This is a genomic window from Saccharothrix violaceirubra, assembly GCF_014203755.1.
GTDB lineage: Bacteria > Actinomycetota > Actinomycetes > Mycobacteriales > Pseudonocardiaceae > Actinosynnema > Actinosynnema violaceirubrum.
Genome location: NZ_JACHJS010000001.1, coordinates 2,776,051 through 2,801,902, shown reverse-complemented (window position 1 = coordinate 2,801,902; position 25,852 = coordinate 2,776,051). Strand labels below are relative to the sequence as shown.

The 25,852-nt window shown below is 72.2% G+C and carries 18 protein-coding genes and 1 pseudogene; 9 read left to right on the top strand and 10 right to left on the bottom strand.

The features are described from left to right. Positions 1–629: 629 nt before the first annotated feature. On the top strand, positions 630–2,756 hold the full coding sequence (locus F4559_RS13390) for a tetratricopeptide repeat protein (RefSeq protein WP_184668838.1): 2,127 nt from the start codon (positions 630–632) through the stop codon (positions 2,754–2,756). Positions 2,757–3,108: 352 nt separating this feature from the next. Here the strand turns inward: F4559_RS13390 and F4559_RS13385 are convergent, their stop codons facing one another. After that, the gene (locus F4559_RS13385; RefSeq protein WP_221447219.1) at positions 3,109–3,420 is read right to left on the bottom strand and encodes a hypothetical protein; all 312 of its coding nucleotides are present in this window, start codon (positions 3,418–3,420) and stop codon (positions 3,109–3,111) included. Continuing rightward, positions 3,417–5,132 carry a hypothetical protein gene (locus tag F4559_RS13380; RefSeq protein WP_184668836.1) on the bottom strand — a complete coding sequence of 572 codons (1,716 nt, stop codon included), beginning with the start codon at positions 5,130–5,132 and terminating at the stop codon, positions 3,417–3,419. The genes F4559_RS13385 and F4559_RS13380 overlap by 4 nt, the downstream gene beginning before the upstream one ends. A gap of 302 nt (positions 5,133–5,434) precedes the next feature. Here F4559_RS13380 and F4559_RS13375 point away from each other — a divergent pair, with 302 nt between their 5' ends. From F4559_RS13375 to F4559_RS34950, 8 genes and pseudogenes are all read left to right on the top strand, one after another. Beyond that, on the top strand, positions 5,435–6,382 hold the full coding sequence (locus F4559_RS13375) for an SRPBCC family protein (RefSeq protein ID WP_312865620.1): 948 nt from the start codon (positions 5,435–5,437) through the stop codon (positions 6,380–6,382). After that, positions 6,379–7,554, top strand: coding sequence for a zinc-dependent alcohol dehydrogenase (locus tag F4559_RS13370; RefSeq protein WP_184668835.1), 1,176 nt, complete (start codon positions 6,379–6,381; stop codon positions 7,552–7,554). Before F4559_RS13375 ends, F4559_RS13370 begins: the two co-directional genes overlap by 4 nt. A 195-nt stretch (positions 7,555–7,749) precedes the next feature. Continuing rightward, positions 7,750–8,910 carry a hypothetical protein gene (locus F4559_RS13365; RefSeq protein WP_184668834.1) on the top strand — a complete coding sequence of 387 codons (1,161 nt, stop codon included), beginning with the start codon at positions 7,750–7,752 and terminating at the stop codon, positions 8,908–8,910. Positions 8,911–9,109: 199 nt separating this feature from the next. After that, positions 9,110–10,270, top strand: a complete 1,161-nt coding sequence (locus F4559_RS13360; protein ID WP_184668833.1) for a glutathione-independent formaldehyde dehydrogenase — start codon at positions 9,110–9,112, stop codon at positions 10,268–10,270. 1 nt (position 10,271) lies between these two features. After that, the gene (locus F4559_RS13355) at positions 10,272–10,820 is read left to right on the top strand and encodes a type 1 glutamine amidotransferase domain-containing protein (protein ID WP_184668832.1); all 549 of its coding nucleotides are present in this window, start codon (positions 10,272–10,274) and stop codon (positions 10,818–10,820) included. A gap of 269 nt (positions 10,821–11,089) precedes the next feature. Beyond that, a pseudogene (locus F4559_RS36710) lies at positions 11,090–11,254 on the top strand (IS3 family transposase); the annotation flags it as partial. 154 nt (positions 11,255–11,408) lie between these two features. Next, entirely contained in the window at positions 11,409–11,816 is a 408-nt protein-coding gene (locus tag F4559_RS34955) for a hypothetical protein (RefSeq protein ID WP_184668831.1), read from the top strand. A gap of 87 nt (positions 11,817–11,903) precedes the next feature. Then, the gene (locus tag F4559_RS34950; RefSeq protein ID WP_184668829.1) at positions 11,904–12,446 is read left to right on the top strand and encodes a hypothetical protein; all 543 of its coding nucleotides are present in this window, start codon (positions 11,904–11,906) and stop codon (positions 12,444–12,446) included. A gap of 228 nt (positions 12,447–12,674) precedes the next feature. Here the strand turns inward: F4559_RS34950 and F4559_RS13335 are convergent, their stop codons facing one another. From F4559_RS13335 to F4559_RS13300, 8 genes are all read right to left on the bottom strand, one after another. Further along, on the bottom strand, positions 12,675–13,220 hold the full coding sequence (locus F4559_RS13335) for a hypothetical protein (RefSeq protein ID WP_184668827.1): 546 nt from the start codon (positions 13,218–13,220) through the stop codon (positions 12,675–12,677). After that, complete coding sequence (locus F4559_RS13330; protein WP_184668825.1) at positions 13,217–14,740, bottom strand: hypothetical protein; 1,524 nt, start codon at positions 14,738–14,740, stop codon at positions 13,217–13,219. The genes F4559_RS13335 and F4559_RS13330 overlap by 4 nt, the downstream gene beginning before the upstream one ends. Continuing rightward, positions 14,737–15,024, bottom strand: coding sequence for a Rossmann-fold NAD(P)-binding domain-containing protein (locus F4559_RS13325; RefSeq protein ID WP_184668823.1), 288 nt, complete (start codon positions 15,022–15,024; stop codon positions 14,737–14,739). The genes F4559_RS13330 and F4559_RS13325 overlap by 4 nt, the downstream gene beginning before the upstream one ends. A gap of 131 nt (positions 15,025–15,155) precedes the next feature. Continuing rightward, positions 15,156–17,282, bottom strand: coding sequence for a serine/threonine-protein kinase (locus tag F4559_RS13320; protein ID WP_184668821.1), 2,127 nt, complete (start codon positions 17,280–17,282; stop codon positions 15,156–15,158). Then, positions 17,283–18,836 carry a serine/threonine-protein kinase gene (locus tag F4559_RS13315; RefSeq protein WP_184668819.1) on the bottom strand — a complete coding sequence of 518 codons (1,554 nt, stop codon included), beginning with the start codon at positions 18,834–18,836 and terminating at the stop codon, positions 17,283–17,285. It lies immediately after the preceding gene. Continuing rightward, entirely contained in the window at positions 18,820–21,276 is a 2,457-nt protein-coding gene (locus tag F4559_RS13310) for a WD40 repeat domain-containing serine/threonine protein kinase (RefSeq protein ID WP_184668817.1), read from the bottom strand. Before F4559_RS13310 ends, F4559_RS13315 begins: the two co-directional genes overlap by 17 nt. Beyond that, positions 21,273–25,466 (bottom strand): FtsK/SpoIIIE domain-containing protein, encoded by a 4,194-nt coding sequence (locus F4559_RS13305; RefSeq protein ID WP_184668816.1) that lies wholly within the window; start codon positions 25,464–25,466, stop codon positions 21,273–21,275. The genes F4559_RS13310 and F4559_RS13305 overlap by 4 nt, the downstream gene beginning before the upstream one ends. After that, complete coding sequence (locus F4559_RS13300) at positions 25,463–25,759, bottom strand: WXG100 family type VII secretion target (protein ID WP_184668815.1); 297 nt, start codon at positions 25,757–25,759, stop codon at positions 25,463–25,465. Before F4559_RS13300 ends, F4559_RS13305 begins: the two co-directional genes overlap by 4 nt. Positions 25,760–25,852: the final 93 nt, after the last annotated feature.

The window sequence follows — 25,852 nt, the reverse complement described above, 5'->3', positions numbered from 1 at the left end:
GGGCGGGGGCGGCGGCCGTCCGGAGCGTAGCGAGCGGTCCGCACCCGAATCCAGGCGTTCACCGTGGAAATAGGATGGCTTGCTCAGACCGTTCGTTCGCTTGGCCCACACACGGCAACGGACGTCGAACACTCCGGACGGGGTGTGCCTCCAACGCCACCCGTCCCCTGTTCCCACAGTCTCTGCCTCGGGCAAGCTGCCCGACCGAGCCCGGCAGTAGTCGTTTCGCCGGTAGACGGGGTCCGTCAGGTGCCGTTCCACCGTGTCCGCGGTGTCCAGTGTCAACAGTTCGTCAGGTCGGAGTCTGCCGAGGTTCACGCGGTCCTGTTCAGGCCGTTCGTCAACGGAGACGAGAGGGCCTGCCTCAGCGGCTCCGTCCGGCGCAGTCGCGCCGCGAGGTTCGCCCACCGGCGCTCCGCTTCCACACGACCAGCCGTCAGGTGCGCAATGATTCCGGAGGCGGGCAACGGTTCCAGGCACACCCCCGGAACCTGGGCCGGCGTCGCCTCGCCGCCCGCGCCGGCACGTCGTCCACGACCGCCTGGGCCCTGGGGACTCGGCGACTTTCCTCGGGCAAGGCCGCATGATTGCGGCCAGGAGCCGATCGTGGCCGCACTATGGTCACGCGGGTGACCCACCAGCACGCCGTCGCGGTGGCCGGCTCGATGGTCGTCCAAGCGGGCGGGGACGTGCATCTGGCCGTGCGCGCCGAGACGTTCGTGCCACGCCAGCTGCCCGCCCGACCACCACACTTCGTCGGCCGTGCCGACGACCTGCACGCGCTGGACGACGCACTGCTCCCGACGTCCGCGGGCACGGTCGTGGTCACCTCGGTCGGCGGTGCCGGGGGCATCGGCAAGACGTCGCTGGTGCTGCACTGGGCACACAGCCGGTCGGACGAGTTCCCCGACGGGCAGCTCTACGTCGACCTGCGCGGGTTCAGTCCCGACAGCGAACCCTTGGCGGCGGCGACCGCGGCCCGTGGTTTCCTCTGCGCGCTCGGCGTCGCCCCCGCGACGATCCCGGTCGACGAGCACGCGCAGACGGCGCAGTTCAGGACGCTGGCTGCCCGACGTCGCATGCTGGTCGTCCTGGACAACGCGGCCGACTCCGATCAGGTGGCACCGCTGCTGCCGGCATCGTCGACGTGCCTGGTGGTGATCACCAGCCGGCGAAGGCCGGGCGGGTTGATCAACAGCGTCGGTGCCCGGCACCTGGTGCTCGACGCGCTGCCGGACCGGGAGGCGCTCGCGTTGCTCGCCGCGAGGCTGGGATCGGCCCGGCTCGCCCGCGAGCCCGAGGCGGTCCAGGCCCTGCTGCGGGGCTGCGGTGGTATGCCGCTGGCGTTGAGCGTCGTGGCGGGGCGGGCTGCGGCACACTCGCGGTTGCCGTTGAGCACGGTGGTCGACGAGTTGCGGGAGGCGGGACTCGACGGTCTGGAGGACGGGGAGCCCGGCACCGACGTGAAGACGGTGCTGTCGTGGTCCTACCGCGCGCTCGACCCGCGACACGCGCAGATGTTCGCGCTGCTGGGCCTTGCCCCGGGTCCGGACGTCACCGTGGAGGCCGCCGCCGCGCTCGCCGGGATACCGGTCCGCGACGCCAGGGCGGTCCTGCGCGGCCTGGAACAGTCGTCCTTGCTCACCCGCGGTGACGCGGACAGGTACCGCGCGCACGACCTCGTCCACGCGCTGGCCTGGGACCGGGCACAGCACGATGTCCCGGAGCAGGTCCGGGACGCGGCCCGCGACCGCCTGGCCGACTTCTACACGCGCACGGCCCACGCGGCCAGACGGTTGCTCGAACCCCACGACATCCACATCGAGTTGCCGGCGCGCCTGCGATCCTGTGGTCCCAAGCCGCTGTCCGATCGCACGGACGCGTTGGCGTGGTTCGCGGCCGAGCACCGGTGCCTGTGGCATCTGCTGGTCGTACCGCGTTCCTCGGCGGCCTGGCACAGGTGGCAGCTGGCGTGGGCGATGAGTGCCTACCACCGCCTGTCGGGCCTGCTCGGCGACGACGTCCGGGCCTGGGTACACGCGGAGGCGGCCGCGGACATGTGGCCCGATCCGGTCGTCGACGCCCTCGTGCACCGACACCTCGGGCATGCCTACGTCCAAGTCGGGGAGTTCGAGCAAGCACGCCACCACCTGGTCCGTGCCCTGCACGAGGCCGAGCGCACGGACGATGCCGGCAGCCAGGGGTTCGTCCACCGGATCGCCTCGGTGATGTGCGAGTACCAGGGACTGCTCGAACCCGCGTACGACCACGCCCGCGAAGCGGTGGCGTTGTTCCGTCGCACCGGCGAGCCGCTCTGGGAGGCCGATGCGGTCAACGCCGCCGGCTGGTGCGCGGCCCTGCTCGGCCGGATGAACGAAGCGGAACGCCTCTCGCGGGAGGCGTACCCGGTGCTGAGCCGTTACGACCCCCGCGGTGCCGCCGACACCCTCGACACCCTGGGATTCATCGCCCATCGCAATCACCGCGACCACGACGCGCTCGATCTCTTCCGCAGCGCGTTGGCGCTGTACCGGGAACTCGGGGACGTCTACCACGTCCCCGACACCCTCGACCGGACCGGACGCGTGCTGCACGCCCTCGGCCGCACCGACGACGCAGACCGCATGTGGCGGCAGGCACTGGCGCTCTATCGCGACCAGCTCCGCGTCACCGACGCCCGCCGCGTGCGACGACAACTGGAAGGACGCAAGTCCGACCGGCTCTCCGAGCACACCTGGCCCTATCGCCGCCGCTGACCGCGTTGCGATCGACAGCAACACCATTTGGTTGCGCGGCAGCGACAGCGCGCCATCGCACTTGCGGTGCGTGCCGCAGACACGGCGGAACTCCGATGGGCGACCTCTCGATCCAGACCAGGGCCGTCACCGACGGCTTCGTGTGTCGGTGCACCCCACGTTCGACTTCGCATCCGGTTCGTCACCGCCTGCCGACCCCGCATCCGTGACCGAAACCCCATCCCACGATCGACGCCACGCCAGCCGGCATCGCCGTCCCGGCCACAAGCGATCACGGAAACCTCCGGACCGTCTTGCCCTGGCCTACCACACAGGCAAGTGCCAGAGGCAGCGCCATTCGTTGGCGGATCGGTCAGTCAGCCGGAATCGGGTTGAGCGCGGCATGGTCGCCGAGACGGTCCAGTTCGGACACGATGGCGTCGAACGCCTTCGGCTCGGCGGTGACCAGGTCGTCAACGACGTCGAACCAGTAGTGGACCGCCAAGCCATGAGCAATGCCTTGGCGCCCAGGGAGGTCATGGCCGATCCTCCACAGCGCGCCGGGTCCGGCGGCCGGTCCTCTCAAACTGTCGTCGACGTCGGTGAAGCGGAGGGACTCGTCGACGGTTTCCACGACCTCCGTCAAGGTCCGCGGTGGCGGCGCATCGAATCCCAAGTAGGTCACCGACCCGGCCGCTCGTCCCGATCGCCGGGTGGCGGCGGACCGCAACCGCGTCCACAGCTCCATGACGCGCGGACGGTCGCCGAGTTCGGCCGCGGCACGAAGAGAATCGTCGCGACCACTTTCATGCGTGTGTCGTGGTCGGTGGTGTCCTGGACGGTGGCGAGGGCTTCGTCGAGCGGGTCGAGGCGTCGGGTCCTGACCGCGACCAGGGTGAGCGCGGCGGCGCGGTGCAGCGGCGGAGGAGCCGACCGGGCCTGTCGCACGGCCCTGTCCGGCCGGTCCCGGTCCAGCAGGGCACGGATCAGTTCCAGACGGGGTCGGCGTTGCGCGCCGACGGTGGTGATCTCGGCGAGCAGGAGTTCGGCGCGGTCGACGGCGCCGTCGGCGAGAAGTCCTTCGACGAGGGACGCCAGGCTTTCCGCGCGTGCCCCCGCGGAGGGGAAGGACCGGATCAGGTGCTCGGCGCGGTCGAAGTCGCGGAAGTCGACCAGGACCTCGGCCCACCACCGCGGACGCTCGTCGTCGATCCCGGTCGACGCTGTCCGCGCGGCCTGTTCGACGGATGCGATCAGGCGGGTGGCGTGCCCGGTCTCCGCCCGGCGTGCCAACGCCGACACCACGCCCACGGCCCCGCCGATGTCACCGGCGGACAACAACCCGGCGACCGCGGCCTCCACCCGTTCGTCGTAGCGGACGCTCGCGAGGGCGACAGCCGACGCCCGGGTGACGTACTCCCGTTCCGCGCTGTCGGGACGACGTCGCAACGCGGCGTCGACTTCGGCGAACGGCCGGTCGACCCCCTGCCGCTCGGACCGCCGCCCCGCCACCACCGCGACTCCGGCGAGTCGTGCGGCCAGGTACTCCACGGCGCCCGTATGCCGGGCGAACTCCTCTGGGGCATCCGGGTCCGTGGCGGCGAGGGTGCGCGCGACGTCGAACAGCGCGTACTCCCGGTACTCCGGGTCGTCGATTTCACTTGTGACGGACCACGCGTGGTCGACGAGGCCTCCTCGACCGAGTGCCGCCGCGACCGCACTCGCCTCGTTCGCGTCGATACGACTCAGCGTGGTCGTGTCGGACGGTTCGGACCTGTCCGGTTCACCGTCGCCGGATTCGGTCGTCCACTCGCTCGTATGGGCGAGCCGGCCCTGGATACCTGCGCAGTGCGTTGCCGCGACAGCGGTACGTCCGAGTCGTGCCGCGACGGCGGCGACATGGGCCAGGGTCTCCGCGTCGTAGTCGTCCCTTCGCTGTGCCATCGGACTTTCGGACTCGGCATACCACGCCGCCGCGTCGCCGTCGTCTGCGCGGTCCAGGGCCATGTGCGCGGATCGGGCGCACAGCCGGGCACGACTCCCCGAGTTCCCGATGGCATCCAACACCCGGCTGGCCCGGTCACGATCTCCCATGGTCATCGCCGTCTCAGCCAGTCCGACCAGTGGCCCTGCCCCGAAGAACTGGCTCACCGAACCCGCGAGTTCCTCGGCGTGGTCGAACCGGCCGACCGCCGCCCACACAGCCGGGAGACGCTCGGGAATCCAGTCGTTGTGCAGGTGAAGGCTGGTGCGGTGCACCGCAAGACGCGCCAACGCCACCAGGTCCGGGTCCGAGGCGCGCAACAGCACGCCCTGGGCGGCGATGACCTCGCCCAACACCGTGTGGTCGTGGCCGATCATCCGCGACGCGGCCACCCGCCGGTCGACATCGGTCACACAGGCCGGGCGACCCACACGCCATCGTCGCGGAACTCCCGGGGGCAGGGCTTGGGCACAGCGACATCCTCCCAGGCCGGCCTCACGGCTAGCCAACTCGGATGTCACGTCGGTGCGGCAGACCCCATCTTCACGCTGTGGTGGAGAGGTGGGTTGGGTGGATCGCTCACGGGTAGCCGAGGCCACGTCAGTCGCGTCCCGGGTTGTGCTGTACCGGGCGTTCGACAGGGCGCGATCGGATGCGGAGGCTGCCCATGACACAACCGCCAAGCGTGATGGGAAGGCGAGGAAGACGAGACGAGGTGCGCAGGCGGGGCCGGCGGTTGGGCTGGCTGAGCTTCGCCTTGGGCGTGGTCCAACTGGCAGCACCGGGAGCGGTGCGCAGGCTCGGCGGCGTGGACGACTCCGCGAGGTCGCGGGCGGTGGTGCCGGTCGTCGGGGTGCGGGAGTTGGTTCATGCGGCCGGGCTTCTGACGAGCCGGCGAAAGGGTGCCTGGGCGTGGACCAGGGTCGCGGGTGACGCGATGGACCTGGCCGCGCTGGGAGTGGCCCTCTCCCGCCGCGACGGGGGCCGCAGACGGCGGCTGGTCGGTGTCACCGGCGCCGTCGCCGGGATCACGGCACTGGACCTGTTGACCGCCGTACAGGCCACCCGAGAGGCACGCACCAGTTCCCCGCCGGCGCGGGGCGTGCGCAAAGGAGGATCCGTGGAGCTGACAGCAACGACGACCATTCGCAAACCCGCGTCGGAGGTCTACGCGTTCTGGCGCGAGGTGGAGAACCTCCCGACATTCATGGCGCACCTCGAACAGGTCCGCGCTACCGGTGACCGGACGAGCCACTGGTCGGCCAGTGCGCCGTTCGGCAAGGACGTCGAGTGGGACGCGGAGATCACCGACGAGACGCCCGGCGAAAAGATCGTGTGGCGGTCGACCGGGAAGGCCGCCGTGCCGAACGCCGGCACGGTCCACCTCACGCCCGCCCCGGACGGTGTGAGCACCGAGGTGCACGTCGTCCTGGTCTACGACATCCCCGGCGGCGCGGTCGGCAAGGCCGTCGCCAAGTACTTCGGTGAGGAGCCGCACCAGCAGCTCGACGACGACCTGCGCCGGCTCAAGCAGGTGCTGGAGACCGGCGAGGTCGTCCGCTCCGACGGTGCCCCGTGGGGCAAGCGGGCACGTGCGGAGTTCCCGCAACGGCCGGCGCAGCCGCTGTCGGACGCCGAACGGGAGAAGGGAGCGGACGCATGAGGGCGAACACCCGGGCGGGCCGCAACAAGGTCGAGGTCCGCGACGTGCCGGACCCGAGGATCCTCAACGGCCGCGACGCGATCGTCCGGATCACCTCCAGCGCGATCTGCGGCTCGGACCTGCACCTGGTCGACGGCCACGTGCCCACCATGCAGGACGGCGACGTCCTGGGGCACGAGTTCATGGGCGAGGTGGTCGAGGTCGGCTCCGGCGTCGACCCGGCACGACTCCGAATCGGCGACCGGGTCGTGGTGCCGTTCCCGATCGCGTGCGGCGCGTGCGCCGCCTGCGCCGCCGAGCTGTACTCCTGCTGCGAGAACTCCAACCCGAACGCCGGGATCGCGGAGGGGATGTTCGGGCACCCGGTCGCCGGGATCTTCGGCTACTCGCACCTGACGGGGGGTTTCGCGGGCGGTCAGGCGCAGTACGCGCGGGTGCCGTTCGCCGACGTCGGTCCGTTGAAGATCGAGTCGGACCTGGCCGACGAGCAGGTGCTGTTCCTGTCCGACATCCTGCCCACCGGCTACATGGGCGCGGAGATGTGCGACATCCAGCCCACGGACGTGGTGGCGGTGTGGGGTGCGGGCCCGGTCGGCCAGTTCGCCATGGACAGCGCCCGCCTGCTGGGCGCCGCGCAGGTCATCGCCATCGACAAGGAGCCCTGCCGGCTGGCGATGGCGGAACGGGCGGGCCACACGCCGGTGGACTTCGACGAGGTCGACGTGCGCTCCCGATTGCTGGAGCTGACCGGCGGGCGCGGCCCGGACAAGTGCGTCGACGCGGTCGGCATGGAGGCCGCCCACGGCAGTGCGCACATCTCCGCGTACGACCGGGTCAAGCAGGCGGTGAGGTCGGAGACCGAACGCCCGCACGCGTTGCGCCAGGCGATCCTGTCGTGCCGCGGCGGCGGTGTGGTCTCGGTGATCGGCGTGTACGGCGGCCTGATGGACAAGTTCCCCGCCGGCGCGTGGATGAACCGGTCGCTGACCCTGCGCACCGGCCAGTGCCACGTGCAGCGCTACATGAAGCCGCTGCTGGAGCGCATCGAACGCGGGGAGATCGACCCGACCCGGATCATCACCCACACCCTGCCGCTCGACGAGGCGGAACGCGGCTTCGAGATCTTCAAGAACAAGCAGGACGACTGCGAGAAGGTCGTCCTCAAACCCTGACGGTCACCGACGTGCGGACACCGCGGCGAGAGCGTGGCCGGACGCCGTGTGACCGTTCGGCAGCGCCGATGCTCTCGGCGTGGTCGATGAACGTGCCCGGACTTCCCGCGCGGACGCCGACGAGGAGCACCACCGGCCCCGGGCGCCGTGGAGTTCGTCCGACTCCAGCGGAAGCGAGGCAACGAGGTGAACCACGTGAGCGCACCACGCCAAGTGGTCGTGGGGGTGCTGGCCGACGAAGGGCTGCCCGAGCGGGTGATCACGGCAGTCACCGACGAGCTGCCCGACCTCTTCGCGGCCCGGGTGAGCGGGCAGGTGCGGTGGCGGGTGGAGCACGAGGCGGACCAGGTGCCGCTGGACGAGGACGGCAACATCCCGACGCGCATGCTGTCGGAGCAGCGTCGGCGGGACCGGGGATGGGACCTGCTGGTCCTGGTCACCGATCTGCCTCGGCGCGCGGGGACGAAACCCGTCGTCGCCGGGATCGACGTCGAGCACGGCGTCGCGATGATCTCGCTGCCCGCGCTCGGCGCCGTCCTGGTGCGCCGTCGGGCACGGGCGTTGCTGGTCCACGTGGTGCGGCGATTGGCGTCGCGGCAGCTCGGGATCGACGGGGACGACGACGGGCCGAGGACGGCGACGCGGTTACCTGGAGCACTGGCCCCCGCGGGGCGGATGTCCGGCGGGCCCGAGTCGTCCGCGACGCACCTCGCCCTGACCGGTCTGCGCGGCCGGCTGCGCCTGCTGGCGGGGATGGTGCGGGACAACCGTCCGTGGCGGCTCGTCCCGCACCTCGCGGGCGCCACCGCGGCCGCGGCGGGGACCGCCGCCTACGGCATCATCACCAGTTCGTTCTGGAAGCTCGCGGACGCGCTGCCCCCGTTGCGGCTGGCGGCGATCACCGTGGTCACCATCCTGGTCATGACGGTGTGGTTGACCGCCTACAACCACCTCTGGGACCGGCCTTCCGGGACCTCCGAGCGACGCAAAGCCCTGCTGTACAACATGTCCACGGCAACGACACTGGCGATCGGGGTGGCGTGCATGTACGCGATCCTGTTCGCGCTCGCGCTGCTCGCGGCGGTCGTGCTGATCGACAGCGGCTACTTCGCGCAGGCGCTGGGCCACCCGGTCGGCGCGGGTTCGTACCTGAAGCTGGTGTGGCTGTGCAGTTCGGTCGGCATCGTCGCCGGTGCGCTCGGGTCGAGCCTGGAGGACGAGGAGACCGTCCGCAACGCGACCTACGGCCGCCGCGAACGGCAACGCCAGGAACGGAACCGGCGTCGGCGGGAACACCACGAGGCCGCGGACCAAGAGCGCGCCACGTCGAGCCCGTCCGGGCACGAGCGCCGGTGATTCGTCCCGCCGACCGCCACCGCCACGTCCGAAGATCCCGTCGGGGCGGGCGGATCACCCTTTCGAGTCCTCTGCGGCGTGACAGCGGGCGCCCTCGGACACCATCCGCAATGGATGCCGGTTCGGACGGTTCTCCCAGGGTATTCGGGCCTGAAGGGCCGCCCGGACGGCGGGAGGCGACGGCGAGCAGGAGGTAGTCGTGAAAGCAGTGGTGTACGAAGGGCCGCGGCAGGTCAGCGTCAAGGACGTGCCGGACGCGCGGATCGAACGGCCGACCGACGTGCTGGTGAGGATCACGTCGGCGAACATCTGCGGTTCGGACCTGCACATGTACGAGGGGCGCACCGACTTCGAGACCGGCCGCTGGTTCGGGCACGAGAACCTGGGTCACGTGGTCGAGGTGGGCGACGGGGTCGACAAGGTCGGAGTGGGCGACTGGGTCGTCCTGCCGTTCAACATCTCGTGCGGGCACTGCAAGAACTGCGAGCGCCAGTTGACGAACTACTGCCTGACCGCCCAGCCCGAGCCGAAGATGGCCGGTGCCGCGTACGGCTTCGCCGACATGGGCCCGTGGGCCGGAGGGCAGGCTGAGCTGTTGCGCGTGCCGTGGGGCGACTTCAACTGCCTGCGGCTGGGCGAGGACGCCGAGGAACGCCAGACCGACTACGTGATGCTCGCCGACATCTTCCCGACCGGCTACCACGCCACCGAGATGGCCGGCGTGCGGCCCGGTGACCAGACGGTCGTCTACGGCGCGGGTCCGGTCGGGTTGATGGCCGCCCTCTCGGCGACCATCCGGGGTGCGAGCAAGGTGATGGTCGTCGACCGGCACGCCGACCGGCTGCGACTGGCCGAGTCGATCGGCGCGATCGCCATCGACGACTCGAAGGTCGACCCGGTACAGGCCGTGCTGGAGGAGACGATGGGGCTGGGCGCGGACAACGGCTGCGAGTGCGTCGGTTACCAGGCGCACGAGCCCGATGGTCGCGAGCAGGCCAACCTGACGATGAACCGGCTGGTCGCCTCGGTGCGCTTCACCGGGCGGATCGGCAACGTCGGCGTTTTCGTGCCCCAGGACCCCGGGGCCGAGGACGAGCTGGCCAAGCAGGGCAAGCTCGCCTTGGACTACGGCACGTTCTGGTTCAAGGGACAGCACATCGGCAGCGGCCAGGCCCCGGTCAAGAGGTACAACCGGCAACTGCGCGACCTGATCGCCGCGGGCAAGGCCGAACCGTCCTTCATCGTCAGCCACGAGCTGCCCCTCGACCGCGCGCCCGAGGCGTACGAGCACTTCGACAACCGGGACGACGGCTGGACGAAGGTCGTCCTGCACCCGGCGATGGCGGGGGCGGGTGCCTGACGTGGCCGGAGAGCTGAACGGACGCCGGATCGCCATCCTCGCCGCCGACGGCGTGGAGCGGGTCGAGCTGGAGCAGCCGCGGCAGGCGCTGGACGACGCCGGAGCCCACACCGTCGTCGTCTCCATCGCTGACGGCGAGATCCAGGCGCGTGACCACGACCTCGAAGACGCCGGCACCTTCGCGGTGGACCGCCTGGTCGGCGAGGTGTCGGTGGACGACTACGAGGCGCTGCTCCTGCCGGGTGGGACGGTGAACCCGGACAAGCTGCGGATGGAACCCGCCGCGGTGCGGTTCGTCCGGGACTTCGTCCGGTCGGGCAAGCCGGTCGCCTCGATCTGCCACGGCCCGTGGAACTTCGTCGAGGCCGACGTCGCGCGGGGCCGCCGGCTGACCTCGTGGCCGAGCGTGCGCACCGACCTGCGCAACGCCGGGGCCGAGGTGGTCGACGAGCCGGTCGTCACCGACGGCAACATCACCACCAGCCGGTCGCCCGACGACCTGCCGGCATTCTGCGAGCGCATCGTGCGCGAGTTCGCCAAAAACCCGTGAGCCGCCACGGCGGCCGGGCGGGCGCGACCTCGGTCCCGAGCCTGTCCGCAGCCCAGGTCGCCTCTCCTCGCGGCGGGTGTGGGATCGGGCGGGGTTCGACGCGGCCTCGTTCGAGGAGGCAGGCCGGCGGGCGACCTGGCCGGACCGCACGTTCTGCCACGTCCACGGACGCGGCAGAGGCGAGCACCGCATGATCCCGGGATGGCCGTACTCGTTCGTGGCCGCGCCGGAGACCGGCGGCACGTCGTGGACCCGGGACGAAGCGGGCTGTGGCCGACGAGGACCCGGCCGCCGGGACCAGCGGGGTCCACGCCGGTCACCGGGGCGCCTACGGGCGTCCGCAGATCGTCGTCGCGCTGCGCCGCCGAGGTCGCCGGGTGAACCACAAACGGGGCGGTCGTCTTATGCGCGAGCGTGGGGTCGTCGGGCTCACCCGTAGACGACGCAGGTCCCTGACCAGTCCCGATGCCGTCGCGACACCGGTGCCGGACCTGATCGGCCGCGGCTTCACCGCCCCGGCGCCGGGCAGGCGACTGGTCGGGGACGTCACGTACTTGCCCACGCGGGAGGGGGATCCACCCGGCCGCGGTGATCGACCTGCACAACCGCGAGGTGGTCGGGCACGCGATGGCGGAGCACATGCGCGCCGAGCCGGGCGCCCTCGACCTGGCCGTCCGAGGTGGCCTGACCGGCGACGGCGCGATCATTCACGCCGACCGCGGCTCGCAACACACCTGCGGACCGTTCCGCTGCACCCTGACCGGGCACGGCATCGGGCCGCCGGTGGGGCGGACCGGGTCGTGCTTCGGGTCGTTCTTCGCCACCCTCAAGACCGAGATCGGCACGACGGTCCGGGAGAGCCGCGACGACGCCCGCCGGGATGTGTTGGCCTGCCCGGGCTACCGCAACCACGACCGTCTACATTCGACACTCGGCTACCGCACCCCGCACGAAGCCCGTGTCGGCCGTCGTCGAGGCGTCGCCCTCGTGGCATGAAGTCCGGTGTCCGGTCACCGAGGACGACCTCACTTGACTTGACAACTACCGTGGTGCCCTGGCAGGGGAACGGCCATCCTGATGACCATGGAGTGCATATGGCGGGGGAAGCCGGGCGAGTGGTACCGGGAGCCGGGGGTGCGGCCGGTGGCGGTGCTGGCCCCGGTGACGGCGGTGCTCGTGTTCCTCGTGCCGGGGGTCGCGTTCTGGACCGGTGTGGGCGTGGCCGTGTTCGCGTGGCGGGGGATCTCGAAGTGGACCAACACGCGGCGGCTTGTGGTGGCGGTGGAGGTCGACCGGGATGCCCGGCAACTCCTGGTGCGCAGTCGAAGCGGCAAGACACACACGTACTCGCTCGACAAGTGGCTCGTCGTGCGACCGATCCAACGTGGCCACCGCACCGTCGTGGTGCACGAGCACGAGGACGACGAGGTCCGCGAAACCGACGAGATCGTCGTCCACCTGGACATCGCCATGGACACCTTCACCCTGTACCACAGCATGACCACCCAGTCGCTGCTGCGGACCCTGGACGCATTCCGCGGGATCGGCGAGAAGGTCAGGATCAAGAAGGTGACTGACCGACGCACCACCTTCTACGACGTGGAGGCGGACCGCCCCTACGGCTGAGGGGCGTGGCACCGGCCCGCGTCGGCTATCGTCAAGATCTCACCCTCGTGGCATGAAATCCGGTGTCCGGTTCAAGGGGACAACCTGACTCCGTCTGCCGATGATCGTGCGGCCTCGACGTCGAAGGCAGCGAAACGGGCAGTACGAACGGCGCGGCGACGCCGATCGACCCGGCGGCATCCGATGCGCTCGTCGCCACGTCACCGGTGCCAGATGAGCCGTTGGACGTCACCGCGGCTCGACGTCCCGGGCCCAGGCCGGGAGGTTCTTGCCCATCTCCGCCATGACGTCCAGCACGTCGCGCAGGTCCGCCACGTCCGGCGCGGTCGCGGCGAACCATCGGGACACGCTGTCCCACGCCTTCGTGACGGATTCGCCCTCCACGACGCTCCACACCGGAGGGTCGTCCCGGTCCAGGTCCGCACCGTCCACGACGTGGTAGGCGTAGCCCTGGTGCGCGGTCAGCGCGAGCAGACCCTCCGCGTCGACGAGGTCGTGGTCGAGTCCGCCGAGCGAGGCGATCGCGTGCCGTTTGCGTTCGCCGGTCATCTCCTCGACGCCGAAGGCGGTGCCCGCCAGCCACAGGCCCGACCGGATGCCGATCAGGCGCAGCACCTCGCGGACGGCCTCGGGCACGCGGGCCACGCCCTGTTCGGCGGCCATGCGGTCGATCCGTTCGTCGGACGCGCCCTGGAACGAATCGCGGCGCAGGCCGTCGGCGACCATTCGGTCGAACACCGCGCGGACGCGATCGTCCGCGTTGGGACTGTTCACGGTGGGTAAAGCCTTTCTCCGTCAAGGTTCACGACTTCCAGGCGCACACCGGGGAAAGCGCTTTCGTAGGCTATCATGACCTTTTGACACGACAGGCAAACCTGGAATTCCGGTGGCACACCGTCGAGTTTCGCCGATGGCAGGTCGACAATCATTCGAAGATCACCCGAAATATCCTCGGCGACGAACGGGGAGTACGAGCCGCCCTTCCCCTCTGCCTTCTTCGAGGCACGTTTGTTGAGTTCCGATATGGCAAGATCGAGGCGATCCTGGGTGCGCTGCAATTGCCCACGCAAATTAGGCTCATAAAACTTGCCATCCACCGAGTCGAGGCTTTTCACCTGCCTCGCCGCCTTTTCCAGCGCCTGGTCGACCTCGCTCGCCGACAAGCCGCTGTACTCGCGGAGGTGAAGCCGGGCAAGGTCTTCGAACAACTTCGCCTCCGCGTCGTGCGTCCGGTCACGGTCCCCGTCCACGCTCCAGTCGCGCGCCTTCGGATCGTAGGACGGCGCGGGCGAAGTCTCGAAGAGCCGTCCTTTGTCCGGGCGGTCCGGCGCCCTGTCGGCCGGCGTCCAGTCGTGCTTCTGACCGCTGAAGTTGTAGACTTTGACGACCTTTTCGAATTCACCCCTACGATAACGCGCAGTCGTGATCGCACGTTCGCGTGGGCGCCGTCTACTGTCCTTCACAGAATTGCCGTCCATCTCGCGGACCGAGGCCACACCCTGCGCCCGTAATTTGCGGGCCCATCTGCGCAGCACGCGAAAGTCGCCTCTCGCGCGGCCGTCCCGCGACTGCCCTGGATCGGACAGGGTCGGCGCTGACAACAGGAAATGCCGTTGGCCGCCCGGACGCCCGCCACGTCCGATGTCGCCCCCTGGCCCGCCCGCGAAATCTGCGGCCGAGTCGAGGGCAGCCGCGCAGAGTAGCGCCGCGGCCCGGTGGCAGGCCGTGGCGAAAAGTGCTTGTCGCTGCGCGTTACGCCGCGTCGTCTCCGCCTGCTCTGCCTGGCTGCCCAGCTTCACGGCGTAGTCCGGTACCGGCGGAGGCAGGCCGGCGCTCAGCGTTCGCGCACTCTGCTGGTTGAGGCCGCGCCACACTCCCGTGCCCGACAGAGTCACGGGCACGAGCGAGCAAAAAGCAGCCAGCGCACCGCGATACCCGGTGTCGGCCAGCTGCGCGGTCGTCGCGGCGGCATGCACCTCCGCATGCGTCCGGGCGAGCACGGCAGCGTAGTCGTCCAGAACTTTGGCGCCTTCCGCGTACGCGATGGCCAGGCGGCGAGGTCCGGCAGGGAGTTCTTTCAGCACTCGCGTGTATTCGCGCGCGTAGTCGCCGCGCATCTCCATCCTGCCACTGCCACTGGAGACCGCACGAAGCCGCTGCTCGTTCTTGTCGTAGCGCACGGCCTGATTCCGCAGGAATCGCACACTCTGCCCGACACTGCCTGGATCGAGGTCTGACAGGACCCACATGTCGCGGTGGACGCCGTCCGGATCCAAGGCGTACAAATCCCTCATCGCTGGTTCTCCGTCGGCACGTCGCCCGCCAGGCTCGCGTCGAGGTCCGCGAGTTCGTCGGCCACCGCGCGGAACCGTCGCGCCGCCAGGACGACTTGTCGTCCCGCCCGGGTGGACGCCATCGACGTCCTCTCCAGGAATCGCCGCAACGACTCCCTGACCTCCTCCGCGACTTCCGGCTGCCCCATGCCCCTGACCGCGTCGCCGACGTCCACACCGATGCGGGCCAGCTCATGGGCCGTTTCCTTCACGGCGGCGGTGTTCGCGCCGAATCCTGGTGCCATTGGGGTCTCCTCGGGTCAGGCACCGGGGTGCCAGAGGCCCACGCCGCCGTCGGCGGTCAGGTAGGCGATGGTGCGGCCACCGTCGGTCGGGCTCGGCGACCTCGGGTCGGCGCAGGGCAGGCAGGTGGTGGTCACGCCGGTGGTGAGGCTGTGGGTGCGCAGGGTTCCGTCCGTTCCCTGGGTGAGGAGGCTGTCGCGGTTCGGGAACGCGCGGACGGCGAGTCGCCCGGCGGGACCGTGAACCCGACCGGTTCGTACAGCCGCACCGAGCCGGGACCCGCCGGGACGACCCACGTGCGGCCGTCCTCGGTCAAGGCGGCGGGTCCGCCGGGCCAGTCCGCCGGCGGGTCGCGGTGCCGGGCCGGACCCGGTCGCAGGTCGGTCGGGTCCGTGAACGTCCACGTGTGGTGGCCGCCCGCCGTGTCGACGCCGACGACCTCCACGCGGTCGGCCCCCGGGGGCACCACGACGCGCACCGCCGACACGTCCCCGGTCCGGTCGGTGATCGTCACCGGCTCGGCGACGCGGTCCGTGCCCAGCACCTTGATCACGCGTCGGCCCGGCTCCCCGGTGAGGAGCACGGCCACGCGACCGTGCTCGTCCAACGCGAGCCCGGCCGCCCGGTCGCGCGCACCGCCGACCAGGGTGCGCAACGAAGCCGTGCCGTGAATCGTGGTGCCGTCCGGGCCGCTCGACGCGAACGTCGTCCCGTCGGTGCTCACCGCGATCAGGTCGACGGGGCCACCCCGCGGCCTGAAGGTCTCCGCGACGGCGCCGGCCGTCCGGGTGCGCAGGACGGCCACCGTGCGGTCGTCCGCGACGCCGACCACGACGTCCGCGCGCGCCGCCCCGCCCAGCGCGGTGTACCGCTTCGACGAGTCGACCAGGGGCTCCCGCTGCGCCGGCACCTCGATGAGCCGCACCAGCGCCACGAACACCACACCCGCCGACAGGGTGGGCATCGCGTGGGGCACAGGGGTCGCGACGCCGGCCTTCACCAGCACGCCCGGCGGTGCGATTCCGGTAAGGTCCCGTACCACCTCGGCGGCGGGACGCGCGACGTCCACGCGAACGTCGCCGATGGTGAGCCGGGCTCCTGTGCGCACTTTCGCGACCTCCAGCCGGGAGAAGGCCGGCCACGGGAGCACCCGCTCGCGCCGGTCCCCCGTCCGGGACAGCACGACACCGCGTGCGGACACCTCGACGGTGTCCCACCAGCGCCGCAGATGGCGCAGATGTGCCTCCCCGCCAGCCACGGCCGACGGGAGCACTACCGAGACCAAGGTCCACCAGGGCAATCGGCCCGAGAGCACCAGGTCCACCAGCACGACGGAGGACAGCGCGACGATCAGCGCCGCCGCCGAGACGACCAGGGCCGGGTGCGGGCGGATGACGCGGTAGCGCGCCTCGCCCGGCCTCCGGGGCGCCGATGACACCGTGGTAGCCCGCGGGTCCCACGCTTCGGTCCGTCGCAGCAGGGCGACCGCGGCCGACGCGGTCAGCCTCCGCTCGACGGGACGCGTGAGCAATCCCGTGATCACGTCGGCGAGCCGACCGGTCACGGGCAGCGGTGGCGGGTCGGCGAACAGGATCGCGTGCAGCGTCGCCGCTTCCGTGCCGCGCTCGAACGGCGTGACTCCGGTCAGGGCCTGGTACAGCGTGACGCCCAACGCCCACAGGTCACTCGCCGCGGACGGCTCTCCCCCGTCGAACAACTCCGGTGCCAGGTACCCGGTCGAGCCCAGCACACCCTCACGGGTCAACCGCTCGTCCCGCGCGGTCAGCGCGATCCCGAAGTCGACCAGCTTCACCTCGTCACCCGGCAGCAGCATCACGTTGCCCGGCTTGACGTCCCGGTGCACGACGCCGTGTCCGTGCGCGGCGGCGAGCACGTCGAGCAGGCGTGCCGTCGGCACCTCCACCCGCTCCGGTGACAGCGGGCCTTCGGAGAGCACGGATTCCAGCGCCGGTGCCCGAACCAGTTCCACGACCAGGTACACGGTGTCGTCCTCGGTGACGACGTCGTGGATGCCGATGACGCCGGGGTGCGAGATCCGACCCAGCGCACGGGCTTCGCGCAACGCGCGGGCGGGCCCGCCGATGCCCGGCACCCCGTCGGTCGCCGGGCGCAATTCCTTCACGGCGACCTCGCGGCCGATCAGTTCGTCCACCGCGTGCCACACCACACCCGCCGCCCCGCGACCGCTCACCCGGTCCAGCCGGTAACGGCAGGCCAACAGCCCACCCGCGGTTCCCACTCACATCACCCTCGTGAAGAACCAGGTGAGTCCCGCCAGCAGGCCGAACATCAGCACCAGTCTCGGCAGGAGGAGGTACCAGCGGTCCACCACCTCCGGTGCGGGCCGGATGCCGTCGGCGGGCCCGGAGACCGTGACGACCGGTGGCGCGAACCGGCGCAGTTCCGCGACCACGTCGGCGCTCGGACCGCGCAGGTCGGCGAGCGTGGCGGTGATCGTGTCGCCCACCTTGGCCACGGGCTGGAAACCGCTGTGGTTCCAGCCGACCCGCTCCTCCGTCACCCGCATCCGGACGGTGAGCCGGGCGTGCGCGGCGCTGCCCGACCGCGTGCGGTGCGCGACATCGGCGACGTCCACGGACCGCACCCGCTCCCAGGCCACGTCGAACCGGTGCCCCCGGGGCGCGCGAAGAAAGGTCAGGCCCTCCCTTGACACCTCCACCGAGTGCCACCGCAGACCGATGATCCTCATGTGGGCCGCGAGTCCGAAAAGGACGGCGGCGCCCACAGCGAGCAACCGCACCCGGACGTCACCGTCCGCGACCCGGTCGACCAACCGCCAGGCCACGAACACGGCATACGCCACGATGCCCACACCCGTCGCCCACCGGAACGCGAGGTCCCAACCCGGACGCACCACCGGAAACGCGGGACGATCCGGGTGACGCCGCCGGGGTTCCACCCGGGAGACAGTCGTCGCGCTCGCCTCCCACCGCGGCCGCGGCGCGACGGCCGGGCCGCCATCGTCAGCACTGCCCTTTTCCAGCAGCGCCACGGCGTCGGCTGCCGTGAACCGACGAGCGGGATCGCGGTCCAACAACCCCGTGACGGCCTCGGCGAGCGGGCCCCCGCATGTCGGCCGCGGGAGGTCCGCGTACAGCACGGCGTGGATCGTGGACGCGGCGGTGCCCCGGTCGAACGGCTCGGTGCCCTCGACCGCGTGGAACAGCGTGACGCCCAGGGACCACAGGTCGCTCGCGGGCGAGGGGTCCGCGCCCTCGAACAGCTCCGGCGCCAGGTAGCCGGGCGAGCCGACGACGCCGTCCCGGGTCAACCGCTCGTCCCCGGCGGCCAGCGCGATGCCGAAGTCGACCAGCTTGATCCGGTCCCCGGTCAGCACCATCACGTTGGCGGGCTTGACGTCCCGGTGCACGATGCCGAGGTCGTGCGCTGCGGTCAGCGCCTCCAGCACGCGCAGGCCCAGCGCCGCCACGCGGTTCGGCGGCAACGCGCCGTCCGATGCCACGAGATCGGCCAGCGTGGGCGCGCGCACCAGCTCCACGACCAGGTAGACGGCCTCGTCCTGCGACGATGGTGGCACGACGTCGTGGATGGCGAGCACGCCGGGATGGTTGAGCCGTCCCAGGTTGCGCGCCTCGCGCAACGCCCGTTCGGCCGCCGCGGCCCGGTCCGCAGCAGGCGGGCGCAGTTCCTTCACCGCTACTTCGCGGCCGATCAGCTCGTCCACCGCATGCCACACCACCCCGACCGCGCCTCGCCCCGACACCCCGGTCACCCGATACCGCCCGCCCAGGCGGTCACCCTGCTCGGCCATCACATCCCCCTCGCATCCCGGTCTTCCACATCCACAGGCCCGGCTCGTCCGGGCGCAGGAACACGAGCACACGCAGGTCGTCGCCGATGGCCGCCGTCGCGACCGCGATCTCCCCGTCCGGGTCGAACGACGCCTCGACCGTGCCCGCCACCACGTCGGAGACCTTGATCCCGTCCGGCCCGGCGGTGACGAGCGCGTCGTCGTCGGGGAAAGCCACCACACGCGCCGCGCCGGTGTGCCCCGTCGGCACGGCGTAGGACTGCCCGCTCTCACGACGCACCTCGACGTCCGCCGTCGAAGTGGGCAGGGACCAGGACATGCCGTCGGCGGTCAGCACCACCCCGGAGGGCGTCCCGGGCGGGACCACCTCGCCCGGCGGCGACGGCACGGGGTCGAGCACCCCGCTCAGCCGGTCGTAGCCGAACACCCGGCGATGGCCGGTGCCGTGCGCGTCCAGGCCGACCACTTCGGCTCGCGTGCGCTCGGCGCGTACCGCGATCAGACCGAGGTCGCGCGCGACGTCGATGACGGCTGCCGGCGCGAATCCGTTGTCGCGCTTCGTGTACACCCGCACCGCGTCCTCGCCCGCCACGGCCAGCACGTCGCCCGACTCGCCCAGTGCCAGCGCCCGCGCGGGAAGCGGCAGGGGGGTGCCGACGACCTCGCCGGTGTCCGCGCTCCACACCCGCACCGCGTCGGCGTCCGCGGACGCACCGGTGGTCCCGTCCGAAGTGAGCACGAGCAGCTTCACGGGTGCGGTGCCGCGGACGACGGCGTGCGCCGCGGTGGCACCGGTCCGGAACAACGACACCGTGCCGTCGGCCGCTCCGGCGGCCACCGCGTTGCCCCGCAACGACGCCGCGAGCACGGTGAAGCGGCTGTCCGCGGCCACTTGCTCCGCGTAGTCGTGGCGGACGTTCGGCAGCGCGACCACGACGGTCGCCACGAGCACGAGCGCACCGATGACGGCGGACACGACGTAGGAGTCGCGCCTCAGGTAGACCGGGCCGACGGCCTCGGCCGGTCCGAGCACGCGCATCGTCGGCGGTGCGACGTCGCCCACCCGCCGGACGACCTCGTCCGGGGGCGCTTCCAGGTCGCCCACCACCCACGTGAACGACCGGTCGGGCGCGACCCGGCCGACGAAGCCGCGGAACGGCTCGGACTTGCGCTCGGCCTTCGGTCGCGGCGCCATGTGCAGGCTGAGTCGCGTGCGCGCGCCGACGGCCGCACCGGCCACGCCCGTGATGTCCGACCACGGCAGCGCCAGGTCGTGGACGACCGTCCCGCCGCCCCGGCGGTGCGTGCGCAGCAGGACGACGCCTCGCTCCCGGAACTCGACTGCGTCCCACCACCTGTGGGGAAAGCGCAGGTGGAACGTGATGGCCGACATCAGCGACAACGGTCCCAGGACCGCCCACACGCCCACGGGCAGCGGGAGGGTGGCGGCGAGTACCACGAACAGCACCGCGACGACGAAGAACCCGGCCCGCACGACGGTGCCGGACCTCGGTGGCCGCACGAGGCGCAACCGCGTCCGGTACGGCACGTCGGGTCGCCGGGACGACAGCGCGGTGACCCGGGAGTCCCCAGTGGACTGTTCTGCCGTCGGGGCTCCCCCGGTGGCCGGGGCGCGGAGCAGGCGGTCGGCGCCCGCCGCGTCCAGCCGGCGCTCCACCGGCCGGGTGAGCAGGCCGGTCACCACCTCGGCCGGCGGTCCGGACAACGGCGGCGGGTCCGCGAACAGGATCGCGTGGACGGTCGACGCGGCGGTGTCCCGCTCGAACGGTCCGACGCCGGTCAGCGCCTGGCAGAGCGTGACGCCCAACGCCCACAGGTCGCTCGCCGCCGACGGCTCGGCCCCGTCGAACAACTCCGGCGCCATGTACCCCGTCGAACCGGGCACGCCCTCGCGGGTCGACCGCTCGTCCCCAACGGTCGGGGCGATGCCGAAGTCGACCAGCTTGACCCGGTCGTCGGGCAGCACCATCACGTTGGCGGGCTTGACGTCCCGGTGCACCACGCCCGCGGCGTGCGCCGCCCGCAGCGCGTCGAGGATGTGCCCGCCGAGCACGGCGACCCGCTCGGCCGGCAGCGGTCCCTCCCGGTCGAGCACCTCGGCCAGGCTCGGCGCGCGGACCAGTTCCAGCACCAGGTGGACCGCGTCGTCGGTGGGCAGCACGTCGTGCACGGCGACGACACCGGGGTGGTCGATCCGCCCGGCGGTGCGCGCCTCGCCCAGGGCCCGCGCCACGAACAGTCCCCGCTCGTGGGCCGTCAGACCGCCGGGAGGGCGCATCTCCTTGACCGCGACTTCGCGGCCGATCACCTCGTCGACGGCGTGCCACATCACGCCGTTGGCTCCCTGCCCGGTCCGCCGGGTGAGGCGGTAGCGCCCGCCGATCAGCCTGCCGTCCACCTCGGACACCCCCGTGCTCACGCGATCGCCACCTGGATCGGGACGGCCGTGCGCGCGGTGGCGAGGTAGCCGCGACCGGGCGGGCCGTCGAGGTACTGGTCCGGTTCCAGGTGCAGGTTGTGGGCCAACGCGGTCGCCCGGTCCGTCGGGCACAGCACGAGCCGCACTCCGGTGGTCAGCGCGCCGAGGACCAGCCGGGCGCGTGGACCGGGGAAGCCGGTCGCCAGCGGCGCCGCGTCGGCGGTCAGGACGAGCACCCGGTCACCCCGGACCGCCGGGTTCGCCAAGTCGTCCAGCAACGTCGGCGCGTCCGTGAACCCCTCCTGCGTGGGGACGACGGACATCTGGTCGGCGTCGTCCACCACGACCGCGTAGCGCGGTCCGAGGTCCGCCGCGGCGGCGCGCAACTCGGTGTCGGGCAGCCCCGCACCGGTGAGCACGTGCACGCCCGGGTCCCGCGTCCCGCCCAATGGCGAACGCGGCGACGCGAGCGCGAGCACCGGGACGCCGACCGCCGAGAGCGACCGGGCCACCGAAGCCGCGGTGGTGCTGCGGCCCGAGCCCTCGGGCCCGGACACGAGCAGCACGCCGCGGGTGCCGCCGAACAGGTCGACGCCCAGCGGCGCCGCGTCCGGTCCGCCCACGCCCAACGGAATCCACGTCGGGGACGGCCGATCGGCCGGCACGGCGGCGTCGACGCGCGTGGGCAGCGGCGGGAATCGTCGTGGCGCACCGGATTCCGCCGTCCGAGGCACGACCACCGCAGGCGGTCGGCAGAACTGTACGTGCCGCCCGGTGGCGGCGTCGACCGCGCGACCGGGTACCGCCGGCGGGCTCGCCGTCGTCGCGGTCAGGTGGGCGCGTCGGGTTTCCTCCTTGGGGAACGGCAGCAGCAGGCGCCGCGAGTACAGGGCGGGCAGGCGGTGGTTGAGCATGTCCAGCCCGCCGATCGCGACGACGTGCACACCCAGCGGCGCACCCTTGGCGACCACGTCGTGCAGCGTCGTGACGAGCGAAGTGGGGGTGTAGGCGGGGTCCGAGTGGTCCTCCAGCAGCTCCCACCCGTCGATGACCACCACGACGTGCGGCCCGCGACGCCCGGCGGTCGCGCGGCGCCCGGTCTCCGCGGCCAGCCACGTGATCAGCCGCCGGAGCCGCTCGGGGTCGCCCGGCCCGAACACCCCGCCGCAGTGCGGGAGATCGCCCAGGTCCGTCAGCCCCGAGGGGTGTCGCTCGACCACGTAGACGTGCGCCTGGTCGGGTCCGAAGCGGGTCGCCAGCGCGGCGACGAAGGCGCGCGCGAACGTCGTGCGGCCGGACTGCGGTCCGCCCGCGACGAGCAGGCGGTCCGTCCCCGCCAGGTCGAGGAAGTCCGTCGGGCGGGCCTGGGCCGCCGGGTCGTCCAGCAGCCCGAACGGCACGGCCGTCGCCGGTACCGGACCGTCGAGGTCGTCGGCGCCCAGGTCGGCCGGCAGCGCCGGCCACAGCGGCCGGAACGGCGCGGGCAGGTCCAGCCGCCGACCGGCCTCCTCGATCGCCGAGAGCACGAGCGCCTGGTCGGTGGCGCGGTTGTCGGCGGGCCGCGCCACCGCCGGTCGGGGCGTGCCGACCTCCGTCCACCCCAGCACCCGCACGACCGCGTCCGGCGTGCCGCCGTCGGGCGGCGGGTCGCCGAGGTAGCCGGTCTGGAACGTGTGCGGCAGCCGGGACTCCGCCGTGGTGCACACGATCAGCCCACGCCCGCGCAGCGATCCGGGCAGCGTCGCCGCGTCGGGCACGTCGAGCACTTCGACGCTGTCAGAGGGTTCGTTCTGCCGCAGGCTGATCCGCAGTGAGACGTTGTTCTTCAGCTCGGGTGAGAGTTTGCCCTGCAACGACTGCGTGGCCAGTACCAGGTGCATGCCCAGCGATCGGCCCTTGGCCGCCACGTTCACCAGTTCGCGCAGGAAGTCCGGCGACGACTCCAGCACGCGGGCGAACTCGTCGAACACCATCACCAGGCGTGGCAGCGGCGGCAGGCCGGGGTCGGCGGCACGCCGCGCCCAGTACCGGTCGATCTCGCCGTCGTAGCGGGCCAGCAGCGACTCCCGGCGGCCGACCTCGGCGCGGATCGACGTCAGCACGCGGGCCGCCGCCGCCTCGTCGAACACGTCCGCGGCGGTCTCGCCGGTCGACCGCACCAGCGCCACGACGTGCGGGCAGTGCTCGAACGGCAGGAACGCGCTGCCGCCCTTGAAGTCCACCAGCAGCAGGTTCAGCTCGTCGGGCCGGTTCGCGAGCAGCAGCGAGGTCACCAGGGTCTGGAGCAGGATGCTCTTGCCCGCGCCGGTCGCACCGCCCAGCATCGTGTGCGGTCCCTGACGGGCCAGGTCGACGGAGACCACGCCGCTCTCGTCCGCGCCCAGCGGCACCGCCGTGCGCGGCCCGCGACCGACCCAGCCGCGCAACACGTCGTCGGCGGTCGGCATGCCGATGCCGACCAGGTCGAGGAACCGCGCGTGCGCGGGCACGGCCTCGCGCGAGGAGGCACGGGCGAGCCGGTCGCGCATCGGCGCGAGCGCGCGGGCGAGGCGGTCGGCGGTGGCCGGGTCGAGCACGTCGGGGGTGAGCGGCAGCGGGTCGCCCACTCCCAGCAGGCGCGCCACATCCCCGGTGTCGAGCACGGCGGCGCACTCGTTGACGGCGTGCCGGTCCACGCACACCACGCGCACCCCGACCGCGGGCCCGGTGCGCAGGACGTCGGCCAGGCCGGGCAGTTCACGCAACGTCGAGGCACCGTCGAGCACGACGACGACCTCCGCGCCGGCCGGCACGCGGTCGGCGCGGCGGTGGGCGATCAGGCCGCGCAGCTCCGCGATACGGGCGGCACGCGTGTCCGGGGTGTTGCCGATCAGGCACGGCACACCGGCGTCGCCGCCGTCGACGTGCGGCAACCACCGCGTCCAGGCCAGGCCGTGGCCGTCGTCGGCGGTGATCACGACCAGCCGCAGGTCGTCGGGTCCGCGCAGGACGGCCAGCTGCACCAGCAGCCAGCGCAGGCAGCCGTCGCGGTGCGGGCCGACGACACCGAGCACGCCGGTGGCCCGCAGGTCGACGGTGACCGGCGCGGCGCGCAGCACCGCCGCCGGGAAGTCCGGCCACGGCGTGCCGGACAGGCGCACCGACGCGGGCAGATCGGCGTGACCGAGGCGCAGTTCCAGCCCGTGGGGCAGGTCGGCGCGTCGCGGCCAGAGGTGCGGTGACGCGCCGGTGGCCGCGTCGGCGATCTCCGCGGGGCCGGGTGCCAGGGCGGCGCGGGCGCGGGCCTCGGCGTCCAGGTGCGTGGCCAGCTCCGCGACGGCGGCCCGACGCTCCCGGTCCTGAGTGGACTCCGCCTTCTTGCGGCGTTTCTGCTCGTTCTCCCGGATGGCGAGGTAGCCGAGCAGGCCGATGAGCCCGAACACCAGCGGCCACGCCCGACCCGTGCCGATCGCGAACGCGACGGACGCGGCGCCGGCGAGCAGGCCGATCCACGCGGTCGAGGTCGTGCCGTCGTCCGTGGTGCGTGGTGTGGGCAGGGTCAGCACGAGTTCGGGGATCTCCGGCGTCGCGGTGAACACGCGGTCGAACTCGACCCGGCGGTCCGGCGCGATCCGCCGCCGTGCGCTCGCGCTCGCGGGCGCCCACGCCAGTTCGTCGGAGCCGACCTGGAGCACGGCGCGCGGCGCGAGGACGACCGGAGTGGTCACGCGGACGCCGTTCACATAGGTGCCGTTGGTGGACCCGAGGTCGGTGACGGTGATCAGTCCGGCCGACGAGACGTCGAGACGCGCGTGCCCGCCCCGTGAGACGTCGGTGTCCCGTAACGGGACCGCCGCACCCGACGCACGCGCCACGACGTGCCGGCCGGGTGCCAGCGGCACCACGAGCCCCGAATCCGGGCCGGCGGTGGCGGTCAGCACGACCACCGCGTCCCCGGCTGCGTCGTCGGGCACCGCCCGCGCCACGGGGCCGGGTGCGCCGACGGTGAGCACGGCACCGGGCACGAGCGGGACCTCCGCCAGTCGTGCCGTCGGGTCCAGCCGGGTGGACCCGACGTAGCACGGTCGACCACGCGCGTCGAGCCGGTCGAGCAGCTCGCCCACCGCGGTGCCCGGTGCCGCGGCCAGCTCGACGTCGGACCCGTCGCCGGCGCGGTCGGCGCGCACGCTGAACCGGAGTACGACGCTCATCCGCCCGCACCGCCGGCGAGGCGCTGGTCGAGGTCCTGGTACTCGCGCGCCACGTCGTCGAGGAACCCGGACATGCCCTCCAGACCGCTGATCATGTTCTCGGCGCCCGAGGTCCACTGCTGGTACGACTCCTGGAACCGGCCGGAGGCCAGTCGGGTGCGGAACTCGCTGGAGACGAGCTGGTCGATCATCGTCCGCAAAGCGCGCAAGCGGTCGGCCATCTCGCCGTACCCGGCCCGCAGCTGCCCGGCCGCCCGCTGGAGTCCGTCGTATCCGATGTTGACGTCAGCCACGGTCTTCCTCCCCTGTCCGCCGTGCCTGGTCCCCCGGCCGGCGCTTCGATCGTCGACCGTCCGGGTGCGCGTCGGCCGGTTCCCGGACGATCC